This window comes from Pseudomonas fluorescens, from assembly GCF_902497995.1.
Taxonomy (GTDB): domain Bacteria; phylum Pseudomonadota; class Gammaproteobacteria; order Pseudomonadales; family Pseudomonadaceae; genus Aquipseudomonas; species Aquipseudomonas fluorescens_BK.
In genome coordinates this window covers 146,748-162,186 of record NZ_CABVII010000004.1, presented here as the reverse complement: position 1 = coordinate 162,186, position 15,439 = coordinate 146,748, and the positions used below count along the sequence as shown (strand labels likewise).

Here is a 15,439-nt window from a genome sequence, read left to right as displayed (position 1 = left end):
TTTGGAAGCATCTGACCGCTGGTCCGGATCATCTGACACTTGGTCGGATCCATCTATGACCAGACCCTAACCGTTATGGGGTAACTCCACCCGCGCCACCAACCCTGCACCGCTGCGATTGCTCAAGGTCAGTTCGCCGCCCTGCTCGCGGACGATCGCGCGCGCAGCCGAGAGCCCAAGCCCGACCCCGCCGGTGTCACGGTTGCGCGAGGTCTCGAGGCGAAAGAACGGATCGAATACCCGTTGCAGGGCCGCTTCGGGAATACCCGGCCCCTCGTCGCTGACCTCGATGCAGCTCGAATGCTCGTCACAGCTCAGCGCGATGCGTGGGCGCTGCCCATACTTCACGGCGTTTTCCAGCAGGTTGACGATCACACGCTTGATGCCCAGCGGGCGACCGACATACACCAGGTGCGCGGGGCCGGCGAAGTCGACGCAGGTGTTCTGGTCGCGGTATTCATCGATGATGGTTTGCAGCAACTCCGACAGATCGAACGCGGTGGGTTGCTCCAGGTGAGTGTCTTCGCGGAAAAAAGCCAGGGCGGAGTTGATCATCGATTGCATCTCTTCAACATCGCGAATCAGTTTGCGCTGATGGTCCAGATCCTCCATGAATTCGCTGCGCAACCGCATCCGCGTCAAGGGCGCACGCAAGTCATGGGAGATGGCCGCGAGCATGTGCGTGCGTTCACCGATGAAATGCTGAATCTGCGCCTGCATGGTGTTGAAGGCGATGATTGCCTGACGTATCTCCTGGGGGCCTTCGATTTCGATTGGCGGTGCGCTCAGGTCCCCGCCGAAGCGCCTCGCGGCGCTGGCGAAACGCTGCAATGGATTGGCCAGCTGGCGCGTGGCAATCCAGGCAACCAGCAAGGTTGCGACCAGACCCAGGGCGATGATCACCGCGATCCGCGCGCTTGCATTCAGGCCCCAGCTTCGTTCCGGTGGCGTGAACGACAACCAGCTGCCATCGACGAGATGCACGAGTGCAACATAACGCCCCTGGGGGCTGTCTTTCGGCCAGTCGCTGGGGTGGAACACTTCGATCTCTCGGTCATCACCCAGCAATTGCCGCAGCACCGGCATCTTGCCGGCTTCGAACTGCGCGCCGACCGCGGGCAGATTGAAGTCGACGCGATGCGCACTCCACGACACTTCGAGCATGGGGTTGCTCGCCGCGCCCGCCAGCTGCGCACGCAAGTGAGCAGGCGCAGCCTCGATCACCCGCGTGGTCGCGGCAATCTGCTCCAGCAGGCCAGTACGTTCAATGGGCGGGCGGGCCCAGGTGCCCGCGACCTGAACGAACAGGGCATTGAGGGTCAGCGACGCCAGCATCGCCGCGACGATGGTCAGGGCAATCCGGCGTCTGAGGGTGTCGCGACGCAAAATCCGGCCGATCACGAGCGGGTGACCTTGGCGGTGAACATGTAGCCTCCATTGCGTACAGTGCGGATCAGGTCCGGACGCTTGTTGTCCGGTTCGATCTTGCGCCGCAGCCGGCTGACCTGCACATCGATGCTGCGATCGAAGGCGTCGTGGCCTTGGCCGTGTGTCAGGTCGATCAGTTGTTCGCGCGTGAGGATGCGCTGGGGATGCTCGAGGAAGACCACCAGCAAGTCGAACTCTCCACCGGACAGCGGAATCATCACGTTCTCGGGCGAGCGCAGTTCGCGGCAGGTGATATCCAGGTGCCAACCCGAGAAGACGATGATCGGACGTGACTGTTCGCCGCCGTGGCTTTTCTGTTCGCCTGCACGACGTTGCACGGCGCGCACGCGGGCGAGCAACTCCTGGGGGGCGAAGGGCTTGGTCAGGTAGTCGTCCGCACCCAGTTCCAGACCGACAATGCGATCGCTCAGTTCGCTCATGGCCGTCAGCATGATGATCGGGATCCCCATCTGGGCCCGCACTTTCTGGCAGAGGCTCAGACCGCCTTCACCGGGCAGCATCAGGTCGAGGATGATGGTGTCGGGTCGACTCTGCTCTATTGCTGCCCACATGGCCTCGCCATGGGGGGCCACCTGCACCTCATAGGCATGCCGAACGAAAAACTTCTTCAGCAAGGACAGAATTTCCACATCGTCATCGACGATCAGCAGTCTGCTCACGTTCACAGGATCCATGGGCCAAAAAGAAGGCATCTAAAACCATTTCGATAGCCGGGTCATTTATTTCAATCGAGCAACATTTCTTCCCGGCTGACATCAATCGGACATCGTCAGGCAAAAACTCTCCGGCACCCTGCGCGGATTCCATTCCAGGGGGCCTCCATGAAGGTTTTGAACAGCAGGTATACCGCGCAGGGACACGACATCGAGCGTCGCCTGATTCTGACCCAACGCACCACGGCATCCGAGCACGATACGCCGATCCTTTTCCAGGAGTCGTGCCTGGGGCTGGCAAACGATCAGAGTCAGATCGTTCTGCGCCGTTACTTCGAAAGTTACAGCCCGGACAGCGCCCATTGGGTGGAGTACGCCCACTCCATTCCAACTGCCAGCCTCATCCACTGGATCATGACCCAGGGTCAGTTGCACATCGAGTACTCGGAAAATACCCCGCAAACCCACGCCCACGTCTGAAAAGACGCGGGCCATCGAACAGAACAAGGAATCATCTTGATGAGAAGCTATCGCTCACTGTCGCTGTTGTTTGCAGCCACCCTGAGCCTGTCGGCATGCAGCAGCAAAACAGTCGAACCCAAGAGGTATACGGGATTTCTGAACGACTACAGCGTACTCGCGGAGCGGCAGGCGCCCTCAGGTCAGACCGTTCTGAGCTGGGTCAGCCCCGTATTGATGAATGGCCGTTACACACAAGTCTACCTGGAGCCGAGTCAGTTTTACCCGAGCGCTGAGCCGACCGAGCGGATTCCACAAAGTACGCTCTCCAGCGTGACCGGGTACTACGATGCAGCGCTCAGGTCCGAACTCGCAAAGGTGGTGCCCCTGGCTTCGAAACCCGGTCCGGACACCCTGATTGTGAGGCCCGCCATTACCCGGATCGCAACCAGTACCCAGGGCCTGCGGTTCTATGAATGGCTGCCGGTCACGTTGGTCGCGGCCGGCGTGAGCACCGCCACCGGCATCCGCGACCAAGACAGTGAAATCGCTACCGAAGTGTCATTCGAGGATGGTGCGACCGGGGATGTCGTTGCTGAAGTGGTCCGCAAGGGCACGGGCGTGCCACTGGACAACGATAAACAGGTCATGACCGCCGATAGCGTCAAGGCGGTGCTTGATGGTTGGGCCAGCGACTTGGGTAAATCCTACGCTGCCATCCGTAAGTAGAGCTCCGTTCAGAAGCTGGCCGTGTCGAAAATTTTCGCCAAGCGCGTACCTCTATCCCTTTTTTGTGTTCATGCTGGGCCTTCGCTTGGCGTTTTCAACTCGTACTCGCGGTTGATTTTCTGGCGCTGAGCGGCTTGTCAGAACTCTTCCCTGCTCAATTCCGGGCGGATGGCCGGTTCAGTTCGGGCTTTCGCAGAAATCCAGGAAGCGTCCGAGACCTCGGGTCGGTTGCTTGTCCTTGTGTATGACCCGGTACAGCTGGCGTTTAAGCGGACCGCTGGGAGAGGGCAGGATACATAGCAGGCCTTGGGCGAGTTCGTTGCGCACCATGATGCGCGAGACACAGGTGATGCCAGCACCCGCGATCACGCAGCCTTTGATTGCCTCGGCATCGGATACTTCCAGCAGTTGTCGCGGGCTGCCAAGCCATGGGCCGATCAGGTGCTCGAGCATGCGCCGGGTGCCTGAGCCCTGTTCGCGTAGAATCCAGCGCGCACTGGCAAGCTCTTCGACGCTGGGGTGTGACTGGCTGGCGAGGGGATGGCTGGGGGCGGCGATCAGTACCAGTTCATCCTCACGCCAGGGGCGTACGTCGATATCCGGGTGTTGCACCGGCCCCTCGACAAAGCCGACGTCCACGCTGAAATCGCAGAGCGACTCGACGATCCTTTCGGTGTTTTCCACCTTCAATTCCAGACGGCTTTCGGGCTCGGCTGCGAGAAACACTGCTAACCGTTCCGGCAATAGATAGCCGCCGATGGTGGTGCTGGCGCCAATCCGCAGATGACAGGTGAGCTGCTGCTGGAACAGGGTTTCCGCTTCCAGGGCGCCTTCGAGTGTTGCCTTGGCGTGGGGGTAGAAGCGCCGACCGTGCTCGTTGAGCATCAGGCGCTTGCCGTGCCGATCGAACAAGCGGGTCCCAAGCTGATGCTCCAAGTCCTGCAAGGACATGCTGGCTGCGGCCTGGCTCAGGCTGATGTGTTTGCTTGCCTGGGTCACGCTGCCGAGATCGGCGACGGCGACGAAGGTCGCCAGTTGGCGGAGAGTGATGTGGCATTGCATATCAGAATTCCTGATATTACTGATAAGAATATACAGCTTCGTTTAGGTTATATGAAGTTGCAAGCTTGCATGACCACAAACGAGGTTTCGTCATGTTAGCCCTGAGCCGTTACGATCGAATGCCCTTCACCCTGTTCGCCGGTATCGCTGGCAGTTTTCTGCTGGCTGGGCTGGCGCAGTGGTTATCGGCGTCTCCTGCATTGCACGGCACCGGCATCGGCGCTCTGACCCTGGCCATGCTCCTTGGCCTGTTGGCCGGCAATCTCGCTCCGGAGCGCGCGCACCGGGCTGCCGCTGGCGGCATGCAGTTCTGCAAACAGCCGGTATTGCGTCTGGGTGTTGCGCTCTATGGCTTGCGGCTGACCGTTCACCAAGTGCAAGCCCTTGGCGTGCAGGCATTTGTCACCGATGCGTTGTTGATCCTGTCGACGATCAGCCTGGCGATCTGGTTTGGCGTAAAAGTGCTGCGCATGGAGCGCGAAACCGCCGTACTGATCGGCGCCGGGCATGCCATCTGCGGTGCTGCAGCGATTCTCGCCAGTGCCGGTGTGGTCAAGGCGCGCAACGACCAGGTGGCCATCGGGGTAGCCTGCGTGGTGCTATTCGGCACCTTGGGCATGTTGATTTATCCCTGGGTATTTAGCGTGATGCCGAACTTGTTCGGGTCTAGCCACGGTTTTGGCATCTTCACCGGTGCGACTCTGCATGAAGTTGCCCAGGTCGTCGCCGCTGGCCAGGCCATGGATCCGCAGGCGGCTGAAGCGGCCATCGTCGCCAAGCTGATTAGAGTGCTGCTGCTGGCGCCGTTCCTGGTCGGCCTGGGACTTTGGATCAATCGCCGCTCCACACCCGGTCAGACCGCTGCACCGGTGAAAGTGCCGACCTTCGTTATCGGCTTCATCGTCTGCATGCTGATCAACTCCTGGCTACCAATGCCAGAGCCGGTACATCAGCTGATGATCGGCCTGGATGACCTGCTGCTGGCCGCTGCCATGGGCGCCCTTGGTTTCAGTACCCGGCTGATCGACCTGCGTAAGGCGGGGCTCAAGCCGCTGATTCTGGCGTTCGTGCTGACCACTCAACTGGTCGTACTGGGTGGTGTGCTGAGCTTTGTCTGAGTAAAGTCATGCCGCAGCAGGCAAAGCTGAGAAGTAGGCATCCATCACATCGCGGTGACTGTGCGAGCCGCCGGACGCTAATCGCACTTGGGGGTGAACCAAAACGAAAAAACCCGCCAGAAGGCGGGTTTTTCGGGGGGTTCAGAGATTTTGGAAGCCATCTCCGGAACCTTGTATGGCTCCACGACCTGGACTCGAACCAGGGACCCAGTGATTAACAGTCACTTGCTCTACCAACTGAGCTATCGCGGAATGCCGTGTATGTTACTGATTCAAAAAGAGAAGTCAAGCATCTGTTAGTGATGGGACGGTTTCAACGAGACGGACGGTGGTGAATCGGTGATTGGCGGTTACCAGATTCGCTTCAGAGGTCTACCATGGCCGTCCGGAAGTGGTTACACGCGCTGCCGGCCATTCGCCGAAAAGGTACGCGCCATGAATCACCCAGTCCTCACGTCTCGCCACCACGAGGTGCTTGCATGAGTATCGCCCAGATCAGTCTGCCCAAAGGGGTCGGGCCCCACGCCGAGAAGCTGTTCGACGCGATCACCCAGGCCAGCACCGCCGACGAATTGAACCGCGCCGGTGGCAAGGCCGAAGGCTTCGTCCTCGGTCTGGAAAGCACCAAGGCGATCAAAAGTCAGGTCGCCGAATCGCTGTATGTGGCCTATGACGATGCTGCCAGCCAGCGCGCAACCGAACTGGCTTAACCGCCGAAGGTGAGAGTGCCGAGCATCAGTTTGGCGTACAGCATCGTCGCGGCCAGTTGCACCAGCCACAAGGCCAGGCCGCCGAGGAAGACGCCGGCGGCCACTTGCATCACCAGGTTGTTCCTGCGTTTGGCCGGGGTGCGCGGGGCGAAGTCATCCAGGTCATCCAGGTCATCGCGCTCGGCGCGTAGGTCATCGTTTTTCATGTGCATTCTCATCAGAATTCTCGGGTGTACATAAAACCTGTAGGAGCCAGGCTTGCCGGCGAAGGCGTTTTCATGGGCGCTGCACGGCTCAAGGCCGCCTTCGCCGGCAAGCCTGGCTCCTACAGGGGGGGGCAGATGTGTGCAGTCTAGAGGGCTTGGTTGGCGGGTTGAAAATTATCTGAGCCAAATAAAAACGGGAAGCCCGAAGGCTTCCCGTTTCACATCGCAAAGCTGAATCAGATCACCTGGACGATCGCATCCGTCACGACGTTGATGTTGCTCTGGTTCAACGCCGCAACGCAGATACGGCCGGTGTCCAGGGCGTAGATGCCGAACTCGTTGCGCAGACGCGTCACTTGCTCAACTGTCAGGCCGGAGTAGGAGAACATGCCGCGCTGACGACCGACGAAGCTGAAATCGCGCTGTGGAGCGTTTTTCGCCAGCAGGTCGACCATCTGGATGCGCATGCCGCGAATCCGCAGGCGCATTTCTGCCAGTTCCTCTTCCCACTGAGCGCGCAGTACCGGGCTGTTCAGCACAGCGGCGACGATGCTTGCACCGTGGGTCGGCGGGTTGGAGTAGTTGGTGCGGATCACGCGTTTGACTTGCGACAGCACGCGGGCGCTTTCTTCTTTCGATTCGCTGACGATCGACAGGGCGCCCACGCGCTCGCCGTACAACGAGAAGGATTTGGAGAACGAGCTGGAGACGAAGAAGGTCAGGCCCGATTCGGCGAACAGGCGCACGGCAGCGGCGTCTTCGTCGATGCCATCGCCAAAGCCCTGGTAGGCCATGTCGAGGAACGGCACGTGACCTTTGGCTTTCACCACCTCCAGCACGTTGTTCCAGTCCGCCGGGCTCAGGTCGACGCCAGTCGGGTTGTGGCAGCAGGCGTGCAGCACCACAATCGAACCGGACGGCAGGGCGTTCAGGTCTTCCAGCAGGCCGGCACGGTTTACATCGTGGGTCGCGGCGTCGTAGTAGCGGTAGTTCTGCACCGGGAAACCGGCGGTTTCGAACAGCGCGCGGTGGTTTTCCCAGCTCGGGTCGCTGATCGCCACGACGGCGTTCGGCAGCAGTTGCTTGAGGAAGTCGGCACCGATTTTCAGGGCGCCAGTACCGCCGACGGCCTGGGTGGTGATGACGCGGCCGGCAGCGATCAGCGGTGAGTCATTGCCGAACAGCAATTTCTGTACGGCCTGGTCATAGGCCGCGATGCCGTCGATTGGCAAATAGCCACGGGAAGCATGTTGGGCGACGCGAATCGTCTCGGCTTCGACAACGGCGCGCAGGAGTGGAATTCGCCCCTCCTCGTTGCAATAAACTCCGACCCCCAGGTTGACCTTGTTGGTACGGGTATCGGCGTTGAATGCTTCGTTGAGGCCCAGGATTGGATCGCGTGGTGCCATTTCGACAGCGGAGAACAGGCTCATTTTTGCGGCGGCTCTGAATAGAGTGTGGAGGGACGTGTCGCGCTCCAGCCGAATGCACTAGAGCGGTGCACAAACGGGGAGCTAGTATAGAGGCCATCACTGATGTAACGCGACAGGCATTTCGCCTTTTGACGTAGGTTTTACCGATTATTTTTCGATCGATAGTCGATTGATTGGGTCAAAGACTTCGAGGGTTGTAGGACGTTTGCCTTGAAAGCGCGGGCAATCGGCTCCACATTGAGCGCAATCCCAGTTTTTTCCTCGGGCGACGTCAGTCGTTTGCGGTCTTTCTCGTTGCTGTCCGGTTTGACCGGCCAGGCGCGAACCCAGAGGTTATGTATGTCTGAATTCCAGCTAGTCACCCGCTTCGAACCCGCCGGCGATCAGCCGGAAGCCATCCGCCTGATGGTGGAGGGCATCGAAGCCGGGCTGGCGCACCAGACGTTGCTGGGAGTGACCGGCTCGGGCAAGACCTTCAGCATCGCCAACGTGATCGCCCAGGTGCAGCGCCCGACCCTGGTGCTGGCGCCGAACAAGACCCTGGCCGCGCAGTTGTACGGTGAATTCAAGGCATTCTTCCCGAACAACGCGGTGGAATACTTCGTTTCCTACTACGACTACTACCAGCCCGAAGCCTATGTACCCTCTTCGGACACCTTCATCGAGAAGGATGCGTCGATCAACGACCACATCGAGCAGATGCGCCTGTCCGCGACCAAGGCGCTGCTCGAGCGCAAGGATGCGATCATCGTCACCACGGTGTCGTGCATTTACGGTCTGGGTAGCCCCGAAACCTATTTGAAGATGGTGCTGCATGTGGATCGTGGCGACAAACTCGATCAGCGTGCGCTGCTGCGCCGGCTCGCCGACCTGCAATACACCCGCAACGATATGGAGTTCGCCCGTGCGACCTTCCGGGTGCGCGGCGATGTAATTGATATCCACCCGGCAGAATCCGATTTCGAAGCGATCCGCATCGAGCTGTTCGATGACGAAGTCGAGAGCCTGTCAGCCTTCGATCCGCTGACCGGCGAAGTGATCCGCAAGCTGCCGCGTTTCACCTTTTACCCGAAAAGCCATTACGTGACGCCGCGGGAAACCCTGCTCGGCGCCGTTGAGGGGATCAAGGTCGAGCTGCAGGAGCGCCTGGACTACCTGCGGTCCAATAACAAACTGGTGGAAGCCCAGCGTCTGGAGCAGCGCACCCGTTTCGACCTGGAGATGATCCTTGAGCTGGGTTATTGCAACGGGATCGAAAACTACTCGCGCTACCTGTCCGGCCGTGAATCCGGCCAGGCGCCGCCCACCTTGTTCGACTATTTGCCAGCCGATGCCTTGCTGGTGATCGACGAATCCCACGTCAGCGTGCCGCAGGTCGGCGCGATGTATAAAGGCGACCGCTCGCGCAAGGAAACGCTGGTGGAATACGGTTTTCGCCTGCCGTCGGCGCTGGATAACCGGCCGATGCGTTTCGACGAATTCGAACACATCAGTCCGCAGACGATTTTTGTCTCGGCGACGCCGGGCAATTATGAGGCGGAACACGCCGGTCGCGTGGTCGAGCAGCTGGTGCGTCCGACGGGCCTGGTGGACCCGCAAATCGAAATCCGCCCGGCACTGACCCAGGTCGACGATCTGCTCTCGGAAATCTCCAAGCGCGTGGCGCTGGAGGAGCGGGTGCTGGTGACCACGCTGACCAAGCGCATGTCCGAAGACTTGACCGATTACCTGGCCGACCACGGCGTGCGCGTGCGTTACCTGCACTCGGACATCGATACCGTGGAGCGGGTCGAGATCATCCGCGACCTGCGCCTTGGGACCTTCGATGTGCTGGTGGGGATCAACCTGCTGCGTGAAGGCCTGGACATGCCGGAAGTCTCGCTGGTGGCGATTCTGGATGCGGACAAGGAAGGCTTCCTGCGTTCCGAGCGCTCGCTGATCCAGACCATCGGCCGCGCGGCGCGTAACCTCAATGGCCGGGCGATTCTGTATGCGGATCGGATCACCGGCTCCATGGAGCGGGCGATCGGCGAGACCGAACGGCGTCGCGACAAGCAGATCGCCTTCAACCTGGCCAACGGCATCACGCCCAAAGGGGTGTTCAAGGACGTGGCCGATATCATGGAAGGCGCCACCGTGCCGGGTTCGCGCAGCAAGAAGCGCAAAGGCATGGCCAAGGCCGCCGAGGAAAGTGCCAGGTACGAAGCCGAACTGCGTTCGCCGGGCGAAATCGCCAAGCGCATTAAAGCGTTGGAAGAGAAGATGTACGCGTTGGCGCGCGACCTGGAATTCGAGGCGGCGGCGCAGATGCGCGACGAGATCAGCAAGTTGCGGGAGCGGTTGATCACGGTTTGAGATGGGTGGTGAATGGGCGGGCCTCTTCGCGAGCAAGCCCGCTCCCACAGGAATTGAAGGTGTTCGCACCCTATGTGCCCACCCACAACCCCTGTGGGAGCGACCTTGCTCGCGATGAGGCCAGTCGGTGCGCCACACATATCAATCAGTGCGCTTCACTAGCCTTCACCCACAGGGATTGAAAGTGTTCACACCCTCTGTGCCCACCCACAACCCCTGTGGGAGCGAGCTTGCTCGCGATGAGGCCAGTCGGTGCGCCACACATATCAATCAGTGCGCTTCACTAGCCTTCACCCACAGGGATTGAAGGTGTTCGCACCCTCTGTGCCCACCCACAACCCCTGTGGGAGCGAGCTTGCTCGCGAAGAGGCCAGTCGGCGCGCCACACATATCAATCAGTGCGCTTCACTAGCCTTCACCCACAGGAATTGAAGGTATCGCACCCTATGTGTCCACCCACAACCCCTGTGGGAGCGAGCTTGCTCGCGAAGAGGCCAGTCGGTGCGCCACACGTATCAATCAGTGCGCTTCACTAGCCTTCACCCATGCCGGTAATAGACAACACCACCCCAAAGCTGATCCCCCAATGCAATATTGGCTTAAATGCCCCACTGACTGGAGCCGGGCAGGCTACGCCTGTTACCATTCGCCCCCTGTTTTATCTTCGCTTTTCATTCTTTTCGAGACATGCCATGACCACCGTCCGCACTCGCATCGCGCCATCGCCTACCGGGGACCCCCACGTAGGTACCGCTTACATCGCTTTGTTCAACTACTGCTTTGCCAGGCAGCACGGCGGTGAGTTCATCCTGCGGATCGAGGACACCGATCAATTGCGTTCGACCCGCGAGTCCGAACAGCAGATTTTCGACGCCCTGCGCTGGCTGGGGATCGACTGGAGCGAAGGCCCGGACGTTGGCGGCCCGCACGGTCCATACCGCCAGAGCGAGCGCGGCGATATCTATCAGAAGTACTGCCAGCAGCTCGTCGAGATGGGCCACGCCTTCCCGTGCTTCTGCACCGCCGAAGAGCTGGACCAGATGCGCGCCGAGCAAATGGCCCGTGGCGAAACCCCGCGTTACGACGGCCGTGCGTTGTTGCTGTCCAAGGAAGAAGTGGCTGCCCGCCTGGCCGCCGGCGAGCCCCATGTGATCCGCATGAAAGTGCCGAGCGAAGGCGTCTGCGTGGTGCCGGACATGCTGCGTGGCGACGTCGAGATCCCGTGGGATCGCATGGACATGCAAGTGCTGATGAAGACCGACGGCCTGCCGACGTACTTCCTGGCCAACGTGGTCGACGACCACCTGATGGGCATCACCCACGTCCTGCGCGGCGAAGAATGGCTGCCATCGGCACCGAAACTGATTCTGCTGTACGAATACTTCGGCTGGGAACAGCCGGAGCTGTGCTACATGCCGCTGCTGCGTAACCCGGACAAGAGCAAGCTGTCCAAGCGCAAGAACCCGACCTCGGTCACGTTCTACGAGCGCATGGGTTTCATGCCGGAAGCCATGCTCAACTACCTGGGCCGCATGGGCTGGTCGATGCCGGACGAGCGCGAGAAGTTCTCGTTGCAGGAAATGGTCGACCACTTCGACCTGAAGCGCGTGTCCCTCGGCGGGCCGATTTTCGACATCGAGAAACTGTCGTGGCTCAACGGCCAGTGGCTGCGTGACCTGCCGGTGGAAGAGTTCGCTGCGCGTCTGCAAACATGGGCGCTGAACCCTGAATACATGATGAAGATCGCGCCGCACGTGCAAGGCCGGGTCGAAACCTTCAGCCAGGTGGCACCGCTGGCCGGCTTCTTCTTCGCCGGTGGGGTCAATCCGGATGCCAGGTTGTTCGAGTCGAAAAAGCTCTCGGGGGATCAGGTTCGCCAGTTGATGCAGTTGATCCTGTGGAAGCTCGAAAGCCTGCGCCAGTGGGAGAAGGACAGCATCACCGCGACGATTCAGGCGGTGGTCGAATCCCTGGAGCTGAAGTTGCGTGACGCCATGCCACTGATGTTCGCCGCGATCACCGGCCAGGCCAGTTCGGTGTCGGTGCTCGATGCGATGGAAATCCTCGGTCCGGACCTGACCCGTTTCCGTCTGCGCCAGGCCATCGACCTGCTGGGCGGCGTGTCGAAGAAAGAAAACAAGGAGTGGGAAAAGCTGCTGGGCAATATCGCGTAGGAGCTGGCTTGTGTCGGCGCTGGCTTGTCGGATCGCCGCACCGAAGGCGGCCTGGAGCCTTGCAGCGCCCCTGAAGACGCCTTCGCCGGCAAGCCTGGCTCCTACGGGGTTTGGCGTTCTCCATCCTTCAACGGGTAATCCTGTAGGAGCGAGGCTTGCCCGCGAAGGCGGCCTGGAGCCTTGCAGCGCCCCTGAAGACGCCTTCGCCGGCAAGCCTGGCTCCTACGGGGTTTGGCGTTCTCCTCCCTTCAACGGGTAATCGCTGTAGGAGCGAGGCTTGCCCGCGAAGGCGGCCTGGAGCCTTGCAGCGCCCCTGAAGACGCCTTCGCCGGCAAGCCTGGCTCCTACGGGGTTTGGCGTTCTCCACCCTTCAACGGGTAATCGCTGTAGGAGCGAGGCTTGCCCGCGAAGGCGGCCTGGAGCCTTGCAGCGCCCCTGAAGACGCCTTCGCCGGCAAGCCTGGCTCCTACGGGGTTTGGCGTTCTCCACCCTTCAACGGGTAATCCTGTAGGAGCGAGGCTTGCCCGCGAAGGCGGCCTGGAGCCTTGCAGCGCCCCTGAAGACGCCTTCGCCGGCAAGCCTGGCTCCTACGGGGTTTGGCGTTCTCCACCCTTCAACGGGTAATCGCTGTAGGAGCGAGGCTTGCCCGCGAAGGCGGCCTGGAGCCTTGCAGCGCCCCTGAAGACGCCTTCGCCGGCAAGCCTGGCTCCTACGGGGTTTGGCGTTCTCCACCCTTCAACGGGTAATCCTGTAGGAGCGAGGCTTGCCCGCGAAGGCGGCCTGGAGCCTTGCAGCGCCCCTGAAGACGCCTTCGCCGGCAAGCCTGGCTCCTACGGGGTTTGGCGTTCTCCACCCTTCAACGGGTAATCGCTGTAGGAGCGAGGCTTGCCCGCGAAGGCGGCCTCGAGTCTGGCAGCGTCCGTGAAGACGCCTTCGCCGGCAAGCCTGGCTCCTACGGGGTTTGGCGTTCTCCACCCTTCAACGGGTAATCGCTGTAGGAGCGAGGCTTGCCCGCGAAGGCGGCCTCGAGTCTGGCAGCGTCCGTGAAGACGCCTTCGCCGGCAAGCCTGGCTCCTACGGGGTTTGGCGTTCTCCACCCTTCAACGGGTAATCGCTGTAGGAGCGAGGCTTGCCCGCGAAGGCGGCCTCGAGTCTGGCAGCGTCCGTGAAGACGCCTTCGCCGGCAAGCCTGGCTCCTACGGGGTTTGGCGTTCTCCACCCTTCAACGGGTAATCGCTGTAGGAGCGAGGCTTGCCCGCGAAGGCGGCCTCGAGTCTGGCAGCGTCCGTGAAGACGCCTTCGCCGGCAAGCCTGGCTCCTACGGGGTTTGGCGTTCTCCACCCTTCAACGGGTAATCGCTGTAGGAGCGAGGCTTGCCCGCGAAGGCGGCCTCGAGTCTGGCAGCGTCCGTGAAGACGCCTTCGCCGGCAAGCCTGGCTCCTACGGGGTTTGGCGTTCTCCACCCTTCAACGGGTAATCGCTGTAGGAGCGAGGCTTGCCCGCGAAGGCGGCCTCGAGTCTGGCAGCGTCCGTGAAGACGCCTTCGCCGGCAAGCCTGGCTCCTACGGGGTTTGGCGTTCTCCACCCTTCAACGGGTAATCGCTGTAGGAGCGAGGCTTGCCCGCGAAGGCGGCCTCGAGTCTGGCAGCGTCCGTGAAGACGCCTTCGCCGGCAAGCCGGACTCCTACATTGATCATTCCCAACCCCCAGTTTGCGGGGGAGGGCGGTAAGTGGTTGTTATGCCGACAAAAAATTTTGAAATTTTTCAAAAATAAGTTTGACAGGCTTTCGATACGCCCTTAAGATTCGCCCCGTCCTCAGCGATGACATCAACGATGAGGGGCTATAGCTCAGCTGGGAGAGCGCTTGCATGGCATGCAAGAGGTCGACGGTTCGATCCCGTCTAGCTCCACCAATTTACACTTCAAGGTCTGGCCACACCGGCCTTGAAGCGATCAACACTCAGCGTTGATCTGTTGTATAGAAGGGTTTGCGTCCCCTTCGTCTAGTGGCCTAGGACACCGCCCTTTCACGGCGGTAACAGGGGTTCGAGTCCCCTAGGGGACGCCAGTTTTACAGAAGCGATGTTGCAAGATGTCGCTCCGCCGCGAGGCGAAAAATCCGGGGCTTTAGCTCAGCTGGGAGAGCGCCTGCATGGCATGCAGGAGGTCAGCGGTTCGATCCCGCTAAGCTCCACCAATTTTACAGTTCAAGGTCTGGCCACACCGGCCTTGAATCGATCAGCTCTCAGCACTGATCAGTTGTATAGAAGGTTTTGCGTCCCCTTCGTCTAGTGGCCTAGGACACCGCCCTTTCACGGCGGTAACAGGGGTTCGAGTCCCCTAGGGGACGCCACGATTACCCGCTCTGCGGGATTTATAGGGGTCATTCAATCATTGAATGGCCCTTTTGTTTGTCTGGCGTTTGGCCAAATCCCCCCACTTCTTTCAGACTGTGCTTCAGACCAGCGGTCACATCCACGACTTGCGGAAAATTATTATGAGAATAATATTCTAGTCGTAATATTCGGAGGCGACGATGAACGATAAAAAAGCTCAAACCCGCGAACGCATCCTCAAGGCTGCCAGCGCGGCGCTGATTCAGCGCGGCCCGGCCGAACCGAGCGTGGGCGAAGTGATGGGCGCAGCCGGCCTGACCGTCGGCGGTTTCTACGCCCACTTCGACAGCAAGGACGCGATGATGCTGGAAGCGTTCAAGCAGTTGCTCAGTCATCGCCGTGGCTTGATTGCCGACATGGATGCCGAATTGACCGGTGAAGAGCGTCGCGCGTTGGTCGCTGCGTTCTACCTGTCACGCAAACACCGTGATTCCTCCGAGTCAGCGTGCCCGATCCCGGCGTCTGTCGGCGAGCTGGGTCGGCTGCCGGACGAATTTCGCGTGGCCTTGAATGAGCATGTGGAAATGATGGTCGCGCAGTTGGCGGCCAGCCCCGAAGACACCGACAAAGCCCTGGCCGACATGGCCTTGATGGTCGGTGGCCTGGCCCTGGCGCGGGCGCTGGGGCCGGGAGAGTTGTCCGATCGATTGCTGCGCGCTGCCAAGTCGGCGGTGCTGTGACCTGAAGGCGTCA

Annotated in this window: 12 protein-coding genes and 5 tRNA genes; 11 read left to right on the top strand and 6 right to left on the bottom strand. The window is 60.6% G+C overall.

All coding sequences use genetic code 11. The features are described from left to right. Positions 1–66: 66 nt before the first annotated feature. Positions 67–1,401, bottom strand: a complete 1,335-nt coding sequence (locus tag F8N80_RS06500) for an ATP-binding protein (protein ID WP_150783490.1) — start codon at positions 1,399–1,401, stop codon at positions 67–69. Next, positions 1,398–2,123: a response regulator gene (locus tag F8N80_RS06495; RefSeq protein ID WP_150783574.1), complete on the bottom strand. Its 726-nt coding sequence runs from the start codon at positions 2,121–2,123 to the stop codon at positions 1,398–1,400. The genes F8N80_RS06500 and F8N80_RS06495 overlap by 4 nt, the downstream gene beginning before the upstream one ends. A 147-nt stretch (positions 2,124–2,270) precedes the next feature. Here F8N80_RS06495 and F8N80_RS06490 point away from each other — a divergent pair, with 147 nt between their 5' ends. Together F8N80_RS06490 and F8N80_RS06485 are read left to right on the top strand one after the other, a co-directional pair. Beyond that, on the top strand, positions 2,271–2,582 hold the full coding sequence (locus F8N80_RS06490) for a hypothetical protein (RefSeq protein ID WP_150748940.1): 312 nt from the start codon (positions 2,271–2,273) through the stop codon (positions 2,580–2,582). Positions 2,583–2,621: 39 nt separating this feature from the next. Further along, positions 2,622–3,290 carry a DUF3313 domain-containing protein gene (locus F8N80_RS06485; RefSeq protein ID WP_150783489.1) on the top strand — a complete coding sequence of 223 codons (669 nt, stop codon included), beginning with the start codon at positions 2,622–2,624 and terminating at the stop codon, positions 3,288–3,290. 177 nt (positions 3,291–3,467) lie between these two features. Here F8N80_RS06485 and F8N80_RS06480 read toward each other — a convergent pair whose 3' ends face one another. Beyond that, on the bottom strand, positions 3,468–4,352 hold the full coding sequence (locus tag F8N80_RS06480; protein ID WP_150748938.1) for a LysR family transcriptional regulator: 885 nt from the start codon (positions 4,350–4,352) through the stop codon (positions 3,468–3,470). A 92-nt stretch (positions 4,353–4,444) separates the two neighbouring features. On the opposite strand from F8N80_RS06480, the gene F8N80_RS06475 reads away from it, so the two are divergent. Next, positions 4,445–5,470 (top strand): YeiH family protein, encoded by a 1,026-nt coding sequence (locus F8N80_RS06475; RefSeq protein ID WP_150748937.1) that lies wholly within the window; start codon positions 4,445–4,447, stop codon positions 5,468–5,470. Between the two features lie 176 nt (positions 5,471–5,646). Here the strand turns inward: F8N80_RS06475 and F8N80_RS06470 are convergent. After that, positions 5,647–5,722: transfer RNA gene (locus tag F8N80_RS06470), tRNA-Asn, on the bottom strand. A gap of 227 nt (positions 5,723–5,949) precedes the next feature. Between F8N80_RS06470 and F8N80_RS06465 the strand changes: the two genes are divergently transcribed. Continuing rightward, the gene (locus F8N80_RS06465; protein WP_008007186.1) at positions 5,950–6,180 is read left to right on the top strand and encodes a hypothetical protein; all 231 of its coding nucleotides are present in this window, start codon (positions 5,950–5,952) and stop codon (positions 6,178–6,180) included. Here the strand turns inward: F8N80_RS06465 and F8N80_RS06460 are convergent. Beyond that, positions 6,177–6,386 (bottom strand): hypothetical protein, encoded by a 210-nt coding sequence (locus tag F8N80_RS06460; protein ID WP_150748936.1) that lies wholly within the window; start codon positions 6,384–6,386, stop codon positions 6,177–6,179. The two genes, F8N80_RS06465 and F8N80_RS06460, sit on opposite strands and share 4 nt — an antisense overlap. 236 nt (positions 6,387–6,622) lie before the next feature. Continuing rightward, complete coding sequence (locus F8N80_RS06455; protein ID WP_150748935.1) at positions 6,623–7,819, bottom strand: amino acid aminotransferase; 1,197 nt, start codon at positions 7,817–7,819, stop codon at positions 6,623–6,625. Positions 7,820–8,158: 339 nt separating this feature from the next. Between F8N80_RS06455 and uvrB the strand changes: the two genes are divergently transcribed. From uvrB to F8N80_RS06420, 7 genes are all read left to right on the top strand, one after another. Continuing rightward, positions 8,159–10,174, top strand: a complete 2,016-nt coding sequence (gene uvrB, locus F8N80_RS06450) for an excinuclease ABC subunit UvrB (protein WP_150748934.1) — start codon at positions 8,159–8,161, stop codon at positions 10,172–10,174. Positions 10,175–10,866: 692 nt separating this feature from the next. After that, positions 10,867–12,348, top strand: coding sequence for a glutamate--tRNA ligase (gene gltX / locus F8N80_RS06445; protein ID WP_150749208.1), 1,482 nt, complete (start codon positions 10,867–10,869; stop codon positions 12,346–12,348). Between the two features lie 1,839 nt (positions 12,349–14,187). After that, positions 14,188–14,263 (top strand) — tRNA-Ala (locus tag F8N80_RS06440). Between the two features lie 79 nt (positions 14,264–14,342). Continuing rightward, a tRNA-Glu gene (locus tag F8N80_RS06435) sits at positions 14,343–14,418 on the top strand. 53 nt (positions 14,419–14,471) lie between these two features. Then, positions 14,472–14,547 (top strand) — tRNA-Ala (locus tag F8N80_RS06430). Between the two features lie 80 nt (positions 14,548–14,627). Continuing rightward, positions 14,628–14,703 (top strand) — tRNA-Glu (locus tag F8N80_RS06425). A 183-nt stretch (positions 14,704–14,886) separates the two neighbouring features. Continuing rightward, a complete protein-coding gene (locus F8N80_RS06420) occupies positions 14,887–15,426 on the top strand; it encodes a TetR/AcrR family transcriptional regulator (RefSeq protein WP_150743609.1) in 540 nt (179 codons plus the stop codon). Positions 15,427–15,439 lie beyond the last annotated feature (13 nt).